20 protein-coding genes are annotated in these 15653 nt (G+C 37.6%); 13 read left to right on the top strand and 7 right to left on the bottom strand.

Features of this window, described 5'->3' with window-relative positions; all coding sequences use genetic code 11:
• Positions 1-190: 190 nt before the first annotated feature.
• Positions 191-313, bottom strand: a complete 123-nt coding sequence (locus MHB65_RS23385) for a hypothetical protein (RefSeq protein WP_342441903.1) — start codon at positions 311-313, stop codon at positions 191-193.
• Positions 314-583: 270 nt separating this feature from the next.
• On the opposite strand from MHB65_RS23385, the gene MHB65_RS23380 reads away from it, so the two are divergent.
• On the top strand, positions 584-1318 hold the full coding sequence (locus MHB65_RS23380) for a polysaccharide deacetylase family protein (protein ID WP_342441902.1): 735 nt from the start codon (positions 584-586) through the stop codon (positions 1316-1318).
• A 65-nt stretch (positions 1319-1383) separates the two neighbouring features.
• On the opposite strand, the gene MHB65_RS23375 is transcribed toward MHB65_RS23380, so the two are convergent.
• Positions 1384-1644, bottom strand: coding sequence for a hypothetical protein (locus MHB65_RS23375; RefSeq protein WP_205446022.1), 261 nt, complete (start codon positions 1642-1644; stop codon positions 1384-1386).
• Positions 1645-1749: 105 nt separating this feature from the next.
• Here MHB65_RS23375 and MHB65_RS23370 point away from each other — a divergent pair, with 105 nt between their 5' ends.
• Both MHB65_RS23370 and MHB65_RS23365 read left to right on the top strand, forming a co-directional pair.
• On the top strand, positions 1750-2544 hold the full coding sequence (locus tag MHB65_RS23370) for a DUF2268 domain-containing protein (RefSeq protein WP_258858875.1): 795 nt from the start codon (positions 1750-1752) through the stop codon (positions 2542-2544).
• Between the two features lie 18 nt (positions 2545-2562).
• The gene (locus MHB65_RS23365; protein WP_342441901.1) at positions 2563-3072 is read left to right on the top strand and encodes a DNA-deoxyinosine glycosylase; all 510 of its coding nucleotides are present in this window, start codon (positions 2563-2565) and stop codon (positions 3070-3072) included.
• A 14-nt stretch (positions 3073-3086) separates the two neighbouring features.
• Here MHB65_RS23365 and MHB65_RS23360 read toward each other — a convergent pair whose 3' ends face one another.
• From MHB65_RS23360 to MHB65_RS23350, 3 genes are all read right to left on the bottom strand, one after another.
• A complete protein-coding gene (locus MHB65_RS23360) occupies positions 3087-3887 on the bottom strand; it encodes a cytochrome c oxidase assembly protein (RefSeq protein ID WP_342441900.1) in 801 nt (266 codons plus the stop codon).
• 13 nt (positions 3888-3900) lie between these two features.
• A complete protein-coding gene (locus MHB65_RS23355; protein WP_342441899.1) occupies positions 3901-4383 on the bottom strand; it encodes a DUF2243 domain-containing protein in 483 nt (160 codons plus the stop codon).
• Between the two features lie 104 nt (positions 4384-4487).
• Positions 4488-5345 carry an endo alpha-1,4 polygalactosaminidase gene (locus tag MHB65_RS23350; RefSeq protein ID WP_312123901.1) on the bottom strand — a complete coding sequence of 286 codons (858 nt, stop codon included), beginning with the start codon at positions 5343-5345 and terminating at the stop codon, positions 4488-4490.
• A gap of 132 nt (positions 5346-5477) precedes the next feature.
• Here MHB65_RS23350 and MHB65_RS23345 point away from each other — a divergent pair, with 132 nt between their 5' ends.
• From MHB65_RS23345 to MHB65_RS23335, 3 genes are all read left to right on the top strand, one after another.
• A complete protein-coding gene (locus MHB65_RS23345; protein WP_342441898.1) occupies positions 5478-5738 on the top strand; it encodes a hypothetical protein in 261 nt (86 codons plus the stop codon).
• Between the two features lie 429 nt (positions 5739-6167).
• On the top strand, positions 6168-7799 hold the full coding sequence (gene abc-f, locus MHB65_RS23340) for an ABC-F type ribosomal protection protein (protein WP_342441897.1): 1632 nt from the start codon (positions 6168-6170) through the stop codon (positions 7797-7799).
• A gap of 59 nt (positions 7800-7858) precedes the next feature.
• Complete coding sequence (locus MHB65_RS23335; RefSeq protein WP_342441896.1) at positions 7859-8626, top strand: hypothetical protein; 768 nt, start codon at positions 7859-7861, stop codon at positions 8624-8626.
• 44 nt (positions 8627-8670) lie between these two features.
• Here the strand turns inward: MHB65_RS23335 and MHB65_RS23330 are convergent, their stop codons facing one another.
• Complete coding sequence (locus tag MHB65_RS23330) at positions 8671-9156, bottom strand: SRPBCC family protein (RefSeq protein ID WP_342441895.1); 486 nt, start codon at positions 9154-9156, stop codon at positions 8671-8673.
• 135 nt (positions 9157-9291) lie between these two features.
• Between MHB65_RS23330 and MHB65_RS23325 the strand changes: the two genes are divergently transcribed.
• A complete protein-coding gene (locus MHB65_RS23325; RefSeq protein ID WP_342441894.1) occupies positions 9292-9657 on the top strand; it encodes a nuclear transport factor 2 family protein in 366 nt (121 codons plus the stop codon).
• Here MHB65_RS23325 and MHB65_RS23320 read toward each other — a convergent pair.
• Positions 9654-10448 carry a sulfite exporter TauE/SafE family protein gene (locus MHB65_RS23320; RefSeq protein WP_342441893.1) on the bottom strand — a complete coding sequence of 265 codons (795 nt, stop codon included), beginning with the start codon at positions 10446-10448 and terminating at the stop codon, positions 9654-9656. The genes MHB65_RS23325 and MHB65_RS23320 overlap by 4 nt on opposite strands.
• A 110-nt stretch (positions 10449-10558) precedes the next feature.
• On the opposite strand from MHB65_RS23320, the gene MHB65_RS23315 reads away from it, so the two are divergent.
• The 6 genes from MHB65_RS23315 to MHB65_RS23290 all read left to right on the top strand — a co-directional run bounded on the left by MHB65_RS23315 (position 10559) and on the right by MHB65_RS23290 (position 15635).
• On the top strand, positions 10559-11368 hold the full coding sequence (locus MHB65_RS23315; RefSeq protein ID WP_342441892.1) for an alpha/beta hydrolase: 810 nt from the start codon (positions 10559-10561) through the stop codon (positions 11366-11368).
• Positions 11369-11383: 15 nt separating this feature from the next.
• Complete coding sequence (locus MHB65_RS23310; RefSeq protein WP_342441891.1) at positions 11384-11953, top strand: nucleotidyltransferase family protein; 570 nt, start codon at positions 11384-11386, stop codon at positions 11951-11953.
• Positions 11954-11974: 21 nt separating this feature from the next.
• Positions 11975-12439, top strand: coding sequence for a DinB family protein (locus tag MHB65_RS23305; RefSeq protein WP_342441890.1), 465 nt, complete (start codon positions 11975-11977; stop codon positions 12437-12439).
• Between the two features lie 10 nt (positions 12440-12449).
• Positions 12450-13280, top strand: coding sequence for an AraC family transcriptional regulator (locus MHB65_RS23300; RefSeq protein ID WP_205446009.1), 831 nt, complete (start codon positions 12450-12452; stop codon positions 13278-13280).
• 203 nt (positions 13281-13483) lie between these two features.
• The gene (locus tag MHB65_RS23295; protein WP_205446008.1) at positions 13484-14467 is read left to right on the top strand and encodes an ABC transporter substrate-binding protein; all 984 of its coding nucleotides are present in this window, start codon (positions 13484-13486) and stop codon (positions 14465-14467) included.
• A gap of 160 nt (positions 14468-14627) precedes the next feature.
• The gene (locus MHB65_RS23290) at positions 14628-15635 is read left to right on the top strand and encodes an iron ABC transporter permease (protein ID WP_205446007.1); all 1008 of its coding nucleotides are present in this window, start codon (positions 14628-14630) and stop codon (positions 15633-15635) included.
• The last annotated feature ends 18 nt before the right edge of the window (positions 15636-15653 follow it).

The raw sequence follows: 15653 nt of genomic DNA, 5'->3' as shown, positions 1-15653 counted from the left end.
CCTTTTCTCTATATACATATGGTGATAACTAGCAAGGTGTTCGACATTTTTATTAAAAAAATCATTACTAACCATGTTGCTAGATGTATAAGGATGAAAGTGAATAGGATGGATGATTAGTGGAAGCATGGGAGGCACTTTATTTATAACAAAAAAGGAATCTACTCTGATGAATAGATTCCGTTATTCTTTATCTTGTATAAGAAAGCAAAGCTGTTTGCTTAAAATTGTTTAATGCATTTGTTGCCTCATTTTTAGAACTATACTCAAACATGCGATAAGTGTTTTCTTCAAATACTGTAATAACCCACATATATGTGATCCCCTTTGTTGTGTTACACAACATTTAAATATTATTTAAACTGTTATATATCAATGATGATTTTATTTTACATCAATAAAGAAAAAAATAAAGTGCAATTCAATTTTTTTCACATATTGTTCAAAATTATAAATAACGTTTAAAATTTTTTTGAAATAATGAAAAGGAGAAAACAGTCAATCCTTCTCAAGTATATTTCATGGCAATTCGTAAATAGTAAGTTGACGGAGTTCTGTGATTTCGGACTTGGGAGGTGATGCTATGACACGTAATTACGTATTCATTTTTATGGTTTTCTTTTTAATCATCTCGGGATTTTTAGTGCAGGAAGGCTACGCAGATAGAGGTCGTCCTTATTATGAGGAGACAGGTGAAGTTGTTTGGGATATCAAAACAGAGGATAAAATTGTTGCACTCACCTTTGATGATGGTCCACATCCTAAATACACAGCTGCTGTGCTAGATTTATTAGCAAAATATGATGCAAAAGCCACCTTTTTTATTATTGGAAAAAATGCAGAAAAATATCCAGAGCTTGTTTTACGTTCTTATACAGAAGGCCATGAATTAGCAAATCATACGTATACACATCCATTTAAAATTTCCATCAAAAAATTGCATGAGGAGCTTCAACAGACAAATGACACGATTTATAGTATTACTGGTTTTTCCCCAGTTTTATTCCGTCCCGTTGGTGGAAATTACACGGATGCTATGATTAATGCTGCTGTTAAGGACGGCTACAAGGTTGTGATGTGGTCTTGGCATCAGGATACACAAGATTGGAAAGAGCCGGGTGTAAAGAAGATTGTGCAAAAGGTGATGAAGGGGACAAAGCCTGGAGATGTTATTTTATTTCATGATGGTGGTGGAAACCGTACACAAACAATTAAAGCACTAGAAGAAATAATCCCTGCATTAAAAAAACAAGGCTACACATTTGTTACAATATCCGAGTTGATTGAAAGCAAACAGCAACAAGAGCAAGTTCAATAATGAAAAATGAGCCATCTCAACAAGATTTGAAATGGCTTCTTTTTCATTTAAATAAAAGGTTTGAGTTAGAAGAAAATAATTGGAGCTAGCGCAATACCTAAAATTGTTCCTAAAGCAATTCCATAGCCAAAACCTTCTCCTCCATACCCTCCAAATCCCCAAAATCCTAAACCGTAACCACTATATCTTCTATCAGGTAGAATCCATACCTGTCTTCTATCTACCCTTGTGATTTCTCCAACATGTACTTTACCAGATGAATCCGAGATTCGAACGCGTTTACCATGATATTTACAGCAAAGACTATAAGCATCAGTTGGATTCACACATATCCCCCCTTTCGATGTCATTACAAGCTAATATATGCGATTTAATGCATTTATCACTAGCCGATTGTCTATTCAAGACATATGCTGTGAAGAGGTGATAATATGGCTGTTGTGTCAACAGATAAGTGGTTAAATGAATTTGTAAATGCTAGAAAGTTCACTAGAAAGGATGAGCTAACAAGCTTACAATGCTCGATTCTTTGCAATCGATTAGTCAAACTATTTCGAGATGGGCTTCCAGAAGAAATTCACTATACATTACAGCAACAGGGTCTTTTTTTACCACATGAGGAAGTCGATGTTGAAAAATTAAAGAAGCAAAAAGTATGGGATTGTGTACAGCAGGAGTTCCTATACTTACAGCGGAAATGGAATGGACCCTCAATACCAATATATATTTTCCCGATTACTCAGCAGCAAACGATAACCAATAAAAATGGTGTCGCTTATCCTCATTCGCTTTTTTTATTTGTGGGCGATTTACAAAAGCAGGAGCTCCAAGCGTTATTTGCTCATGAATATAACCATGTTTGTCGTATACACATCTTAAAAAAAACTTTAGATGAGATGACTTTATTGGATTCTCTCATTTTAGAAGGCTTAGCAGAAGATGCAGTGAAAGATTTATACGGGGAAAAATGGATTGCTCCTTGGTTACAATCCTACTCAGATAAAGAGCTTTTAGCTTTATGGGGGCATCATTTTTTACCGCAGTTACAACTTCAAGGAATCGAACAGCATCATCCATTTCTATATGGGGGGGACCTTCCGCAATGGATAGGCTATTGTATAGGCTACAAAATTGTACAGTCGTATAAAATAAACCATTCATGCCAACATCCCTTGTTCATTTCAAGCCAAGATTTACTTGCTGGTTCGAATTTTCCGCTACAATAGAGAAAAGGAGTGATTGTTGTGTCCAATGAATTAAAAAATATATTATTACCAATTGTAGACTCAGCAACAAAGGTGCTCATTGTTGGATCAATGCCAGGAAGACAATCGTTGGAGAAGCAGCAATACTATGGCAATCCACGCAATCACTTTTGGCCCATTATTGGTGAGTTGTTAGAGATAGCGATTCCAAATGAATATACAGAGAGAATAGCCTTATTAAAAAACAATGCAATCGGTCTTTGGGACACGATTGCAACTTGTGAACGCGAAGGAAGTTTAGATGCAGCGATACGCAATGAAAAGCCCAATGATTTTCAAACCCTTTTTGAACAATACCCTAATATCCAATTAGTGCTTTTTAATGGAGCGAAAGCATTGGAGGTTTTTAAAAAGCATATTGGCTTAGAGCTTCTTGATGGACGAGCCTATAAAAAAATGCCATCAACAAGTCCAATACCAGGGAAAAATATCAAAACGTTCACTGAAAAGCTAGAGGACTGGCGGATTATCCAATCCTATTTATCCTAATCAACAGAGCGAGATTAGCGTGATGAAGTAGCTGCTTTGGGGTGAATACTATTCCTTGTACTTTTAAACCATTGATAAAAGAGAATATACACAAGAAGGATTTCAATAGCATCACCACCGTAGTACATGATCTTAGCACCTAGTTCTGCCTCTGTGGCTGGTACATGATGAGGCGGATTTGCATATATAAATTTTGCTAATATTGAATGAGCTGCTAATGCTGCTACTAATGTAAGAGATCGAAAGACATAAGAATATGAGTGTGGAGTAGGATCAAAATAAATAAAGGCAATAGTAAATAGATAACCCGCTAGAAAAATGTGAAGATGAATGAATACATACAGTAGTATATGTTCATGCATCAAATTGAAAAGTGAGGTTGTATAGAGTAACCATAGGCCGCCTACATTTAGAATAGAAGCAATAATTGGATGACGAATAAAACGAACATATGGATTTTTCAATAGCCGAGAAAGAACACGAGCTTTGTTTACTGGTAAGGTTCTTAACAGTAGTGTCATGGGAGCTGCTAATGCCATAAGTAATGGGGCAAGCATGCCAAGTAATAAATGCCCTATCATATGTGCGTCAAAATGGATATGACTAAGAGTAGCCAATGGGCCGATTAATGTGATGAGAGCACAGGCACTCCCAATTATCCAACAGATAGTACGAAAATGAGGCCATTGTTTTTTATGTTGATTCGAAATAATAACAGCGAGGATATACAATATAAGAGCTATAAAAAATGGCAAAGCCAGAAGTAGCTGAACCATGTTGGAAATGTTTTGAGCATGAGCTTCATGAGAATGCAAGATGCGCCACCTCCTATCGTCCTTTTTGATTTGTTTGGAGCAGTAAGACAATACCGATAATAATTAATAGCGCCGCAAATATGTTCCAAACGATATCATAGGGGAGTATTTCAACGTTGTAACGAATTTGGTGAAGTTTCATGAATTTATGCTGTATGATGCCATCGTAAAGCTGGAATGTGCCTGCTCCCAGAAAAATACCGCCTAGCCATCTTTTTAGCCAAAACCCATGTTTTCTATGTAGGTCAGCCAATAAAAAAGCAGATCCAATCGTAGCAAAAAAGCTGAATGCATGAAATAAACCATCTGAAACTAGTCCAATAGCAGCTGTAGACTTATCATAGAAATGATGCCAGTGTAATAATTGGTGAAAAATTACCTCATCTATAAATGCCACAACCCCAAGCCCAAATAAGATCCCAGTCCACATGTTCTGCTTCTTATATTGAAAGCGGTTTTCGTGCTTAGGTTTTTGCTTTTCATACGTATTTGTCATATCCAATCCTATCACCTCAAGCTGATTTTCCTTTAGTCTACCCCTGAGAAGAGCTCTTAAACAAACATCCTCCAAAACAGTCGTTTGTTAGGGGGAGGTAAGGATTATTGCCAGCTATTATAGTAAGAGCCAGCAGGGCTATAAAAGAATTTGAAATGATACTTCTCCGCTAAAGCACGGCTTTTTAATTCTTCTTCAAAACCAATTGCCATCACCTGTGTACCAAATTTATTGCGTATGTGGACAAGCTTTTGCATCATATCGAGTGACCATTCATCTTTTCCTACCACAGGATAAGAAAAATCCTCCCACATAATAAAGTCAACATATGGCGCTGTATAATCAGCAAGTGTTTGAAATCCCCAATTTTGAGCAACAGATAAATCGGGATGACGTTTTTTAATTTGTTGGATAAAAGATAACATGGCTTCATTTTGCCTTTTTTGTTCATCTTCAGGTAAATAAGAATTGATATTACCGACCGTATCTAAAAACACGCCATCTAAGCCTTTCTGAACAATTTGCTTCTCTATTTCTGCTAGCAAAATGTCTTGATAGTGCGTAGAAGTCAAATTCATTAAAAAAGAATCCCATTCGGCAAAATACATTCTTTCACCCTGTTTATCTCGATAAAAATCTTCTTGTTTCAATTGATGATAGAGTGCTGTATTCCATTTGTCTGCCTCCATCGCATTAATATAGCCGTACACTAAAGTACCGCTTTTTTGAGCATTGACGATATACTTTTGCTGCATTTCAATAGGTTCTACAATCACTAAATCTAATTTCGTCATGCTCTTACCAATGGCATCATTGCCTTTATCTAAATAGTATTTGTAATCTTTCACATCAGCAAGTTTTGCTTGGATACTAGTGGAAGAAGATACTGGATTTTTTGCAAGCAGTATCCACATACTCCCTGCGATGAGCGTGGCTAATAAAAGTAACAATAATTTTTTCATAAGGGCTCCTTTTTGAAAAATATCCCTTCCATTATACATTAATAGGAAATGTATTACCTTCGATAAATGGGCAATGGCTCAACGGTTATTCGCCCTTTTACATATATTGAATAATGTAAAAGGAGGGTTTGTGTGTCTAATAATCCATTTAGAGAAGATAATTTTAGAAGACCTGGTTGGGGAGATTATAATGATTTTGAAACAACGCCATTTGGGCCAACTCCTTTCGGATCCACTCCAGCAGGACAAATGCCAATGAGCACACCACCAGGTTTTTCGCCACCGATTACCGATTGGCGAGTAGGATCAAGTGGTATACGTTCCTGTTTGTTTAGAAATACGTATATTTGGCTGAATAGTGGTAGAGATTTTTGTTTTTCCCTACAGCTATAGGAAGGGAAATCATTGCTGGTTTCCGATGGAGCCGAAGATATGGCTGGTATTTCCGTACCATTTCAAGAAATCAAATTCGCTCTTACGAATGTTTTAGATAGACGCTCAAGGTAGGGAGTTTTATTTTCAAAAAAATGATGCTACAATGGCGATAACGATAAATGAAGGGAAGATGGGTGGCTAATGAATAACTAATCTTAATTTTTGTAAAAGAAATTTTATATTTCACGAACAACAAAAATAGGATTAGTCTGCCCATTTTTCATAATAAATGCTTTATATTCGCAAACAGCTGCTGATATTTAGCTACTCCAAAGATTGTTTTCATAATAATCTTGGAGCTTATTTGTGTATGATATTGTAGCGACTAATCCTTCCAAATGAATTGGAGGGATTTTTTTGTCCCTCCAACTGGAGAGGATGGATAGGATGAAGGAACTTTTAAAATTACAGGATGTACGTTATGAAATAAAGGACACATTGCTATTTGAGCATGTGACAGGCACAGTAAAACAAGGCGAAGTCATCGGCATTATAGGGAGAAATGGTGCTGGGAAATCAACATTATTACAATTGATTCGAGGTGCATTATTGCCCACTAAGGGAGCAATACAGGAGTCACAGGCTTTAAAAATTTCATTTGTTGAACAGGAGCTAGCTCATTTTGACAAACAAGAGGTATCCGCAAGAGAAGCTGATCTGCTGGCTAAGTGGCAGGTACCAAATGTGTCATTTGCAGCGTTAAGTGGGGGCGAAAAGCTGAAAATGCGTCTTGCAGAAGGTTTTTCCCAGAATGCTCAAATTTTATTACTTGATGAACCAACGAATCATTTAGATGAACAAAGTACCGCATTTCTTATCAGACAAGTACACAACTATGAGGGAACGATCATCGTGGTGTCGCATGATCGCTATTTTTTAGATAAGGTGGCCACAAAAATCTGGTCTATTGAGGATAAGAGTCTTATTGAACATGATGGCAATTATACAAGCTATATGGCTGATAGGGAGCACCGAAGATTAACACAACAACGAGCCTATGAGAAGCAACAAAAAAATATTGAACGGATTGAGGCTCAAATGTCGGAACTGACGTCTTGGTCACAAAAAGGCCACGCTCAATCAACAAAATTGGAAGGCTTTAAGGAGTACCATCGTGTGAAAGCAAAGCGCTTAGACTCGCAGGTAAAATCTAAGAAAAAGCGATTAGAAGCTGAACTTTCGAAGGCAAGCGTGGAAGCGGTGAAGCCAGAAGCAGAGATTCGTTTTTCTTTAGGCACGAATCAACGGGTTGGCAAGCGCTTACTGGAAACCAAGCATTTATCTTTAAAATTTGATAAACGCACATTATTTAACGATGTTAATATTACAGCTAAATTTGGAGATAAGATAGCTATTACAGGGAAGAATGGCAGTGGGAAAACAAGCTTTTTGAAAATACTTTTAGGCAAGCTGGAAGCTGAGGGTGAAGTATGGCTATCACCTGCTGCAAACATTGGTTATTTGACACAGGAAGTATTTGATTTACCACTTGATCAAACACCAGAGCAATACTTTTATCAGGAGACATTTGAAGAACGTGGTAAAGTTCGCAACTTGATGAAGAATTTAGGGTTTACACTGACACATTGGACATCTCCCATAGGCAAAATGAGTATGGGAGAACGCGTAAAGTGTAAGCTGATGGCTTATATTTTAGAGGATAAAAATGTACTAATTTTAGATGAGCCGACAAATCATCTTGACTTACCCTCTCGTGAGCAGTTAGAGCACACTCTTGCCCAATATAATGGGACATTGCTTGTCGTCTCACATGATCGATATTTTCTAGAAAAAGTCACGAATAGTGTTTGGGAGCTTCACGATCAGCACATCAAAAAAAAGTGGAAAGAAGTCGCACCGAATAAAGTGGATGATACAGCAGCTATCCGTTTAAAGCTTGAAACGGAAAGGCAAGAGATCTTAGGAAAATTGAGCTTTCTAACAGCAAAAGATAAGGACTACGCAATGCTTGACCAGCAGTTTAATGAACTGACGAAGCGCATCAATGAGCTTCGATAGCGGAAACGTTTAAGTTAACCTTTTCCAGGGGAAAATATGGAGAGAAATGGGGGGTTAACATGATGAAAAAGGCAGTATTTCTCTTTTTATTGTTAAGCATTTGTAGCATAAGTGCTTGTGCTGAACGGGATAAGAATGATCAAGAACATGAGAATGAAACCGATACATCTGTAACACAGTCTAATATGGATGAAAGTGATATTGTTCAAGTACAAACTGAAGCTCTTCAACAAATAAAGGAGCAGATTCATTTTGATGTACCAATAAAAATGCCAACAACGTTACCTATTGCAGAGGGTGCATTTTTAACAGCTACAACAAGGACACAGGGCGACCAGGTTGAAGTTATCTTTTATGAGAGCAAAGAGAATATGCCAATTAATGATATTCGATTAAAGAAGTCAGCGACTGTTATTGGAAGATTGCTCGTCAAGCAATATAAAAGTATGGAAGGTGCAAGTACACAGATAGCATTTGATAATTTTAATCAAAATGGTGGGCAAGAGGTTGAGCTTGGTTACAATATAAAAGGTTATCAAGATGCAGGTGCCGGCTCATTATGGACTGGTTGGAATGAAGGGCGATGGGCAATTGCCACCCATACACGAACTGATAATCCTGATGCAGGTATTAAGCTAGCTAAGCAGGCAGTAAAGTATTTAGAAAGTCACATGCTGCCTATCCCAAGGCAATATGGTATGGCTCAGCTAGATGTCTATCAATCAGGTAATTTAATTGTGTGGCAGGATGAAAAGCTTGTTTACACACTCGATTCAATCAAAGACCCTTTAAAAGCACTAGCCATAGCTACAGCATTTTATCAATAGTCGAAATCCTAGAGTAATGGATGCTCTAGGATTTTTTGTAGTATTTACTTTACAGCATTCAGAAGTTTTTTGTATTCGCTGAAGCGTTGTTGCCACTCTTCCATTGGGAAATATTGATGTTCAACGCTATTTAATAAATCTGTTAACATATCAAGGCATATATGCCACCCTGCTAAATCCTTCGGTGTATGCTCTGTCAGCTCTTGAAGTGTCTCCACTACTACCAATAATGAACCATCGTCAGTAGAAGATAGTTCAAATCTCACCGTATCTGTTCCCCAATCAAATTCTAGTACTTCTTTCTCAGCATAATCTGTGATGGTTATTTCCTCAAAGGTACCTGTTCCATCATTCATATTAAAATGTATTTTCCCGTTCTTACGAAGATCAATGATTTCTAGATTACTCATCCACTTTTGTAGGCTTTCATTGTTAGTAAGCACTGCCCAAACGGCATCTACTGAATGTGTCAGTGGTCGTTTGAATGTTGCAACATGACGATTGGATTGTTTCTCAATAGTAGCTAACATAGACATCCTCCATCTTTATAGTTTTGACTTCATTATAGGTGTTCTTCATTAGCTGTCCAAGCAGAAGGTCATTCAACAATTTTTATTTCTAAGAAGCCAATTTTAGGATAATATTGTTAAACAGGGGGAGTGAAGATGACACATCAACAAGCATTAGAACGTTATATACAAGCTACAAATACACATGATTTTAATGAAGTTAAGGCTATTTTGCATCCACAAGCGGTTTATTGGTTCTCCGATAAAACTTGCACAACTACAGATGAGATTGAGGCTTATTTCAAGCATGCATGGAATGTCATTAAAGAAGAGGTTTATTCAGCTACTGATGTAAAATGGTTAACCGTTGATGAAAAGACGGCTACCTGTCTCTATACATATCACTATGAAGGCTATCATAACGAAAAGTTTGTATCAGGTAGCGGTAGAGCGACAAATATTTTTACGTTAGTCAACGATGAATGGAAGATCATTCATGAGCATTTGAGTAATGGTCATTAAATTATTTTCAATGTAACTTGGACAAGCAACAATGTAATAATCAGCGTTAGTAGTATTTTGGCTATTTTTAATGGAATGTATGGGAGCACTAGGAGACCTAATTGGGAACCTATAATGGAGCCAAGTGCCATAGCAATCGCATAGTGCCATTGAATAAAGCCAGTGTGATAAAACACAACAAATGCTCCTGTACAGCTCCCAAAAAGGAGTACTCGAGTGAGCTGTACAGCCTTTATGTAAGTGTGGTGAGAACGTAGATAATGCAAAATGCTAAATGTCGAAGAGCCAGGGCCGAAACCACCATCATACATGGCGATGAAAAATGGTTGCCAAAAACGAGGTGCTTGATGTTCTAGCGAATCAGGAATCTCAGTCCACGCCTTATTCTTCAAAGTAACGACTAAAGCCAAAAGAAGTAGTACACAGGCAGAGTAGTTCATAGTTTGCTCAGACAGCGAAACGGCTAGAAGTGCGCCACAAATTCCCCCAACAATAGCAAGAGCTATATATTTGATGATAGATATGGGATGTAGCTCCTTCTGGTAGAGAAGATAGAAAATACTGGTTAAAGCCGAAATACCTGTCGAAAATTTGTTTGTTGCAATACTTGTTTGAATTGGGATACCGACAAGCATCATAGCAGGAAGCGTAATCAGTCCGCCGCCTCCCGCAAGTGTACCGACAAAAGCAGCTACTATTCCGCCGCAGACGAGTGTTAAAGAAATATTTGTATAGAAAAGTCCAATTAAGCTAAGTAGTACAAAGAACAACAGCATGATCATTTTATTCATAAGCTTCTCCTTTCACTTTATTAGCTTTAGGGTAAATGGTGTTAATGTATAAATCTAATATATTATTTTTGATAATTCATAAAATAAATTTATATAAATAGGGGTATTAAATGAATCACCAAATATATCAATGGGGAAATCCTCATAATCCATCTTTAGTTTTTTTACATGGACTTGGAAGCTCAGGTTTAGCATTTGGGGAGCTAGCAACGTATTTATCGGAGTACCATGTTATTTCCTTTGACCTACCTGGACATGGTTATAGAACCGCGTTAGAAGAAGAGGAGGGTTATCTCCCTTCCAATTTAATTAAACTAATAGAAGAAATAATAGGTACAAATTTAAAGAGTAAGCCCTTTTATTTGATAGGGCATTCTTTTGGAGCAGATCTGGCTATCCATTTCGGATCTAAATACCCGCAGCAACTTAAAGGCATGGTATTGCTAGATGGGGGATATATGTCAGGGAAAGATTTAGGTATCACTTTAGAAAAGGAATTAAAGGACGTAGCAAGCTTTTGCGAAAATGTCCGCTTCCCATCATGGGAAGAATTCTTTAAATCTGAGAAAGAAGAGCTTGCTCGATGGTCAGAAGAGTTAGAAGTAGCTTCAAAAGCACAAGTAAAGGAACAAAATGGCGAGATTAGACTAACTCTATCTCCCTTCACGGCACAAGCAATGATAAAAGGTATGAATGTGGAGCCAGTTGACCAAGTAGTGGGTATGATAAAATGTCCTACACTATTATTGCATGCAACGGTACCGGCAGAGCTAGGAACGAAAAGAAAAAATTGTATTCAGAAATTACAAGTAAAAATAGAACATTTAGATGTTGAATCTATTGAAGGAGCAGGACACGATATCTTTCGAGATGTCCCTGAAATAGTGGCGGAAAGATTAAATTTTTGGTGTAAAGTTTAATTGGAGGCTGAATGAATGAGATTGCTTCAAACGGAGGAAGAGCTGAAGAATTTAATAGCATCTGATAACTGGATGATGAGCATTTTATCCACAGTAGAAACCTTGCAACTCCCGGATTGGTGGGTATGCGCAGGAGTCATTCGCTCAAAGGTATGGGATTACCTTCATGAAAAAGAAGATAGAACACCAATTGCTGATATTGATGTGATATATTTTGATAAAGCAAATTTAGCAGAAGAAATAGAAAAACAGTATGAGCAGGAACTGAGAAAGGTATCTCCAAACGAGCCTTGGTCTGTGAAAAATCAAGCACGAATGCATGTCCTAAATGGTAGTAAACCATACCAATCTGCTGTTGATGGAATCTCTCATTTCCCAGAAATCCCAACGGCCATTGGAGTAAAATTATCAGATGGGTTGCTAGAGATTGCAGCACCGTATGGGATTTATCTTTTAGGAGCAGGCATTGTAGAGCCAACACCATTTTACCTCGAAAATAAGGATAACTATGCGATTTATCGCCAAAGAATTCAGCAAAAACAATGGCATTTAAGTTGGTCAAAATTAGAAATTAATCTTCAGTAAAAAATGAAAGAGGGGGACCAATTGCAACGAGATAAAACCTATGTCATCAAACACTATGAAAAATCAGTGGATTGGATAAATCATTTGCGAGGATTATCTGAGGAGCAATGGCGTATGCCCATCGAACCTGGGAAATGGTCAGTTGCAGAGGTAATTGGACATCTTCCTCCATGGGATAAGTTTGTGCTAAATCACCGAATTCCTTTTCTTCTTACAGATGAGCGTCTGCCGAAAGGGCCAGATGTAGCACATTTGAATACGATGGCTGCTAAGAAAAGTCGTGAACAAGCAATGGAGGAAACATTGAATGAATTTATTTTCACAAGACGTCAATTATTACAGACCATTCAGCGATGGACAGATGAGCAATGGCAACAGTCGTTTAAAATTGGGCAGTCAGAGATGACCATAGTCGATTATTTTGTAGGATTAATCAATCATGATTTACATCATTTTTCACAGATTCAGAATGTTATACATGTATAGGAGTTAGCATATGGATATCAAATATTTAATTGATTACTTTGCACATGCTTCTGTAAAATTTACAGATGTTTTTATTAAAAAAATGAAGCCTGGTGAAGTGGATGTTGGTAGAACAACAGCGCCAGAAAAATGTGGTTTAGTGGTGCCACTTGCAGGTAGTGCAATCTTTAGCTTTAATGGAACGCCCTATATGATGGAGCTAGGAATGATCGTCCATGCAGGACCCCAAATGCCGATAGAAGTGAGAGCGACTGGTCACAAAGGGTGGGAGTATGCAGTTGTGCATTATCGACTACCTACAGAGGAAATAGCTCTTTTTCCACTAGCTGAGCAACATTTTCTCATCAATACAGGTTTTAACACACAAATTATTAGCCATGTTCAGCAATTAATAGAAAGCCATTCCTATCCCGGTAATATGGCTATATTTAAGTCTAAGACATTATTTATGAATTTGCTGGAAGATATTCTTGTAGCGGCAAAAATGAAGGTTTTGGATAGTGCCAGCGAATTAATGGAGCAGGCATTACAATATATACATGAACATTATGCAGAGCAAATCTCCGTATCAAATATCTCGATGGAATTTGGCATTGAGCGTCGTCGTTTTGCTTATTTATTTGAGCAGCATACGGGCATGAATCCAAGCACTTATATTACGGAATATCGTATACGACGCGCAAAAGACTTGCTAGAATATGATGTAATTCCAGTAGCTGAAGTAGCAGAATGTGTCGGATATGTAGATTGTTTTTATTTTAGTAGAGTATTTAAAAAATGTACAGGTTTGTCTCCTTCAGCCTATCGAAAGATGAAAATAGAGGAATCCAACTATATGTAAAAACTGTTTCTTACAAAAAAGAAGCAGTTTTTTTATTAGTAAAATCGGCAAAAATCCATGTCATTTTCGAAATCGTCCATTCACAATCTTTTTTCACTTTGTTAGGATAGTATCCGTAAATGATAATGAGTATCAATTATATATTGACATATATATGAAAACGATTATCATTATCAATATGAGCTCGTTAGGGGAGAATATCTATGAATAAATATTTTAAAATGTGTGCTCCAGCACTATTAGCATTATCACTGGCTGCATGTGGAACAGATAAAGCAGAGGAGTCTACGTCAACAGCTAATACAGCAGAGACAAGCGCAACAGAATCACAGACAGAGCAAGCTAAAACAACACAGACAATTACGTACTTAGGTGAGCAATATGAGCTACCAGCAGAAGTAAAGAACATTGTCGCTGCAAGTCTTGAATCAATGGAAGATGCTGCAATGCTTGGTATTAAGCCAGTAGGTGTTCTTGAAGTAGGTGGCAAAGTTCCTGCCTATCTAGCAACAGATTTTGAAGGAGCTACACTTGTAGGAAATAAAATGGAGCCAAATGCAGAAGCCATTCTTAATCTGGATCCTGATGTAATCGTGGGTACTTCGAAATTCCCTGAAGAAACGGCCGAAAAACTGAACAAAATTCAAACAATGATCCCATACTCACATATTTCAACAAACTGGAAAGAAAATTTAACATTGCTTGCACAATTAGCTGGTAAAGAAGAGGATGCAAAGAAAATCATCTCTGACTATGAAGCAAAAGTTGCTGATGCACAGGTGAAAACCAAGGAGCAATTAGCAGATAAGCAAGTATTAATCATTCGTGTTCGCGGTGGTGTGATGTACATCTATCCAGCAGGTGTTTATTTAAACCCTGTACTGTATGAAGATTTAGGAGCACCAGTTCCAGAAGTTTTAACAACAGCGAAAGCGCAAGCTGAATTATCACTTGAAACATTAGCACAAGTAAATCCAGATGCGATTTTCCTACAATTTGAGGAATCAGAAAATACGGATTCTCCAAAAGCGTTAGAGGAACTACAAAAGAATCCAATTTTCACTAGCTTAAAGGCAGCACAAAATAATCAAGTTTTCGTCAACACAATTGAGCCATTAGCACAAGGTGGTACTGCTTGGTCTAAGGTGAAATTCTTAGATGCCGCAGCTGAAAAATTACTTAAATAGTATAAACAGGCTGGTAGTAGATTTGGTGGTATCACCGGGCTATTACCGGCCTTTTGTAAGATACCGTATTTTTCATTGCAAGCAGTTGTTTTTAAAAGGGTATACACTTAAGTGTTTGATATTGTGTGCCACGAAATGGATAAAGAAAAAGGTGTGAAAGTTGAAAAAAACAAACATAGTGTCATTTTCAATATTAGCGGTATCTCCTTTCCTTATTGCCCTTGTGGCACTTATTTCTGTTATGTATGGAACAAAAGATATTAGTGCCCTTACAGTGTGGCAGTCGATGACAGCATTTGATCCGTCCAATGTTGATCATCAAATTATACGGACAGGCCGTATTCCAAGAGTTGCCGCAGTATTGCTAGTTGGAGCATTTTTAGCAGTAGCTGGTGCAGTCATGCAGGGGATTACACGAAATTATTTAGCCTCCCCTTCATTAATGGGTGTCAATGATGGCTCTGCATTTGTCATCACATTAGCCATTGTGTTTTTCCCAGGGCTTCCTAATTATCAAATGATTTTATTATCGATGCTAGGCTCGGCATTAGGGGCAGGAATTGTCTTTGGTTTTGGCTCGTTAATCCGCAATGGCTTATCACCAGTAAGGCTAGCCATAATTGGAACCGTCATTGGTACATTTTTAAGTAGTATTGCTACTGCGATTGCGATGTATTTCCAAGTATCGCAAACAGTAAGTGCTTGGTATAACACAAAGGTACATATGGTGGATATGGATATGCTTATCCTTTCGATTCCATTTGGTCTAACTGGATTGATCTTGGCTTTACTATCTGCAAAAGCGATTACCATTACTTCGCTAGGTGAAGATATTGCCATGGGACTTGGACAAAAAACAAAAGCGGTGCGAATTATTAGCATGCTAGCTGTTGTATGTTTGACAGGGACAGCGGTTGCACTTGTAGGGAAAATTGCCTTTGTAGGGTTAGTCATACCACATATTACACGCTTCCTTGTTGGTGTTGATTATCGCTATATTATTCCTTGTGCAGCTGTCATCGGTGCCTTCTTCTTAGCGCTTTGTGATGTCCTGAGTCGCGTCGTCAATTATCCATTTGAAACGCCAATTGGTGTCTTAACCGCATTGGTCGGTGTACCATTCTTCTTATATTTAGTTCGTAAACACGGAGGTGAAAAACGTGCGTAAAAAAACCTCAAGTGTATT

It is taken from the genome of Lysinibacillus sp. FSL K6-0075, assembly GCF_038592945.1.
Taxonomy (GTDB): domain Bacteria; phylum Bacillota; class Bacilli; order Bacillales_A; family Planococcaceae; genus Lysinibacillus; species Lysinibacillus fusiformis_F.
Note: the sequence above shows the minus strand (reverse complement) of the source record. Positions and strands in the feature narration are given on the sequence as shown.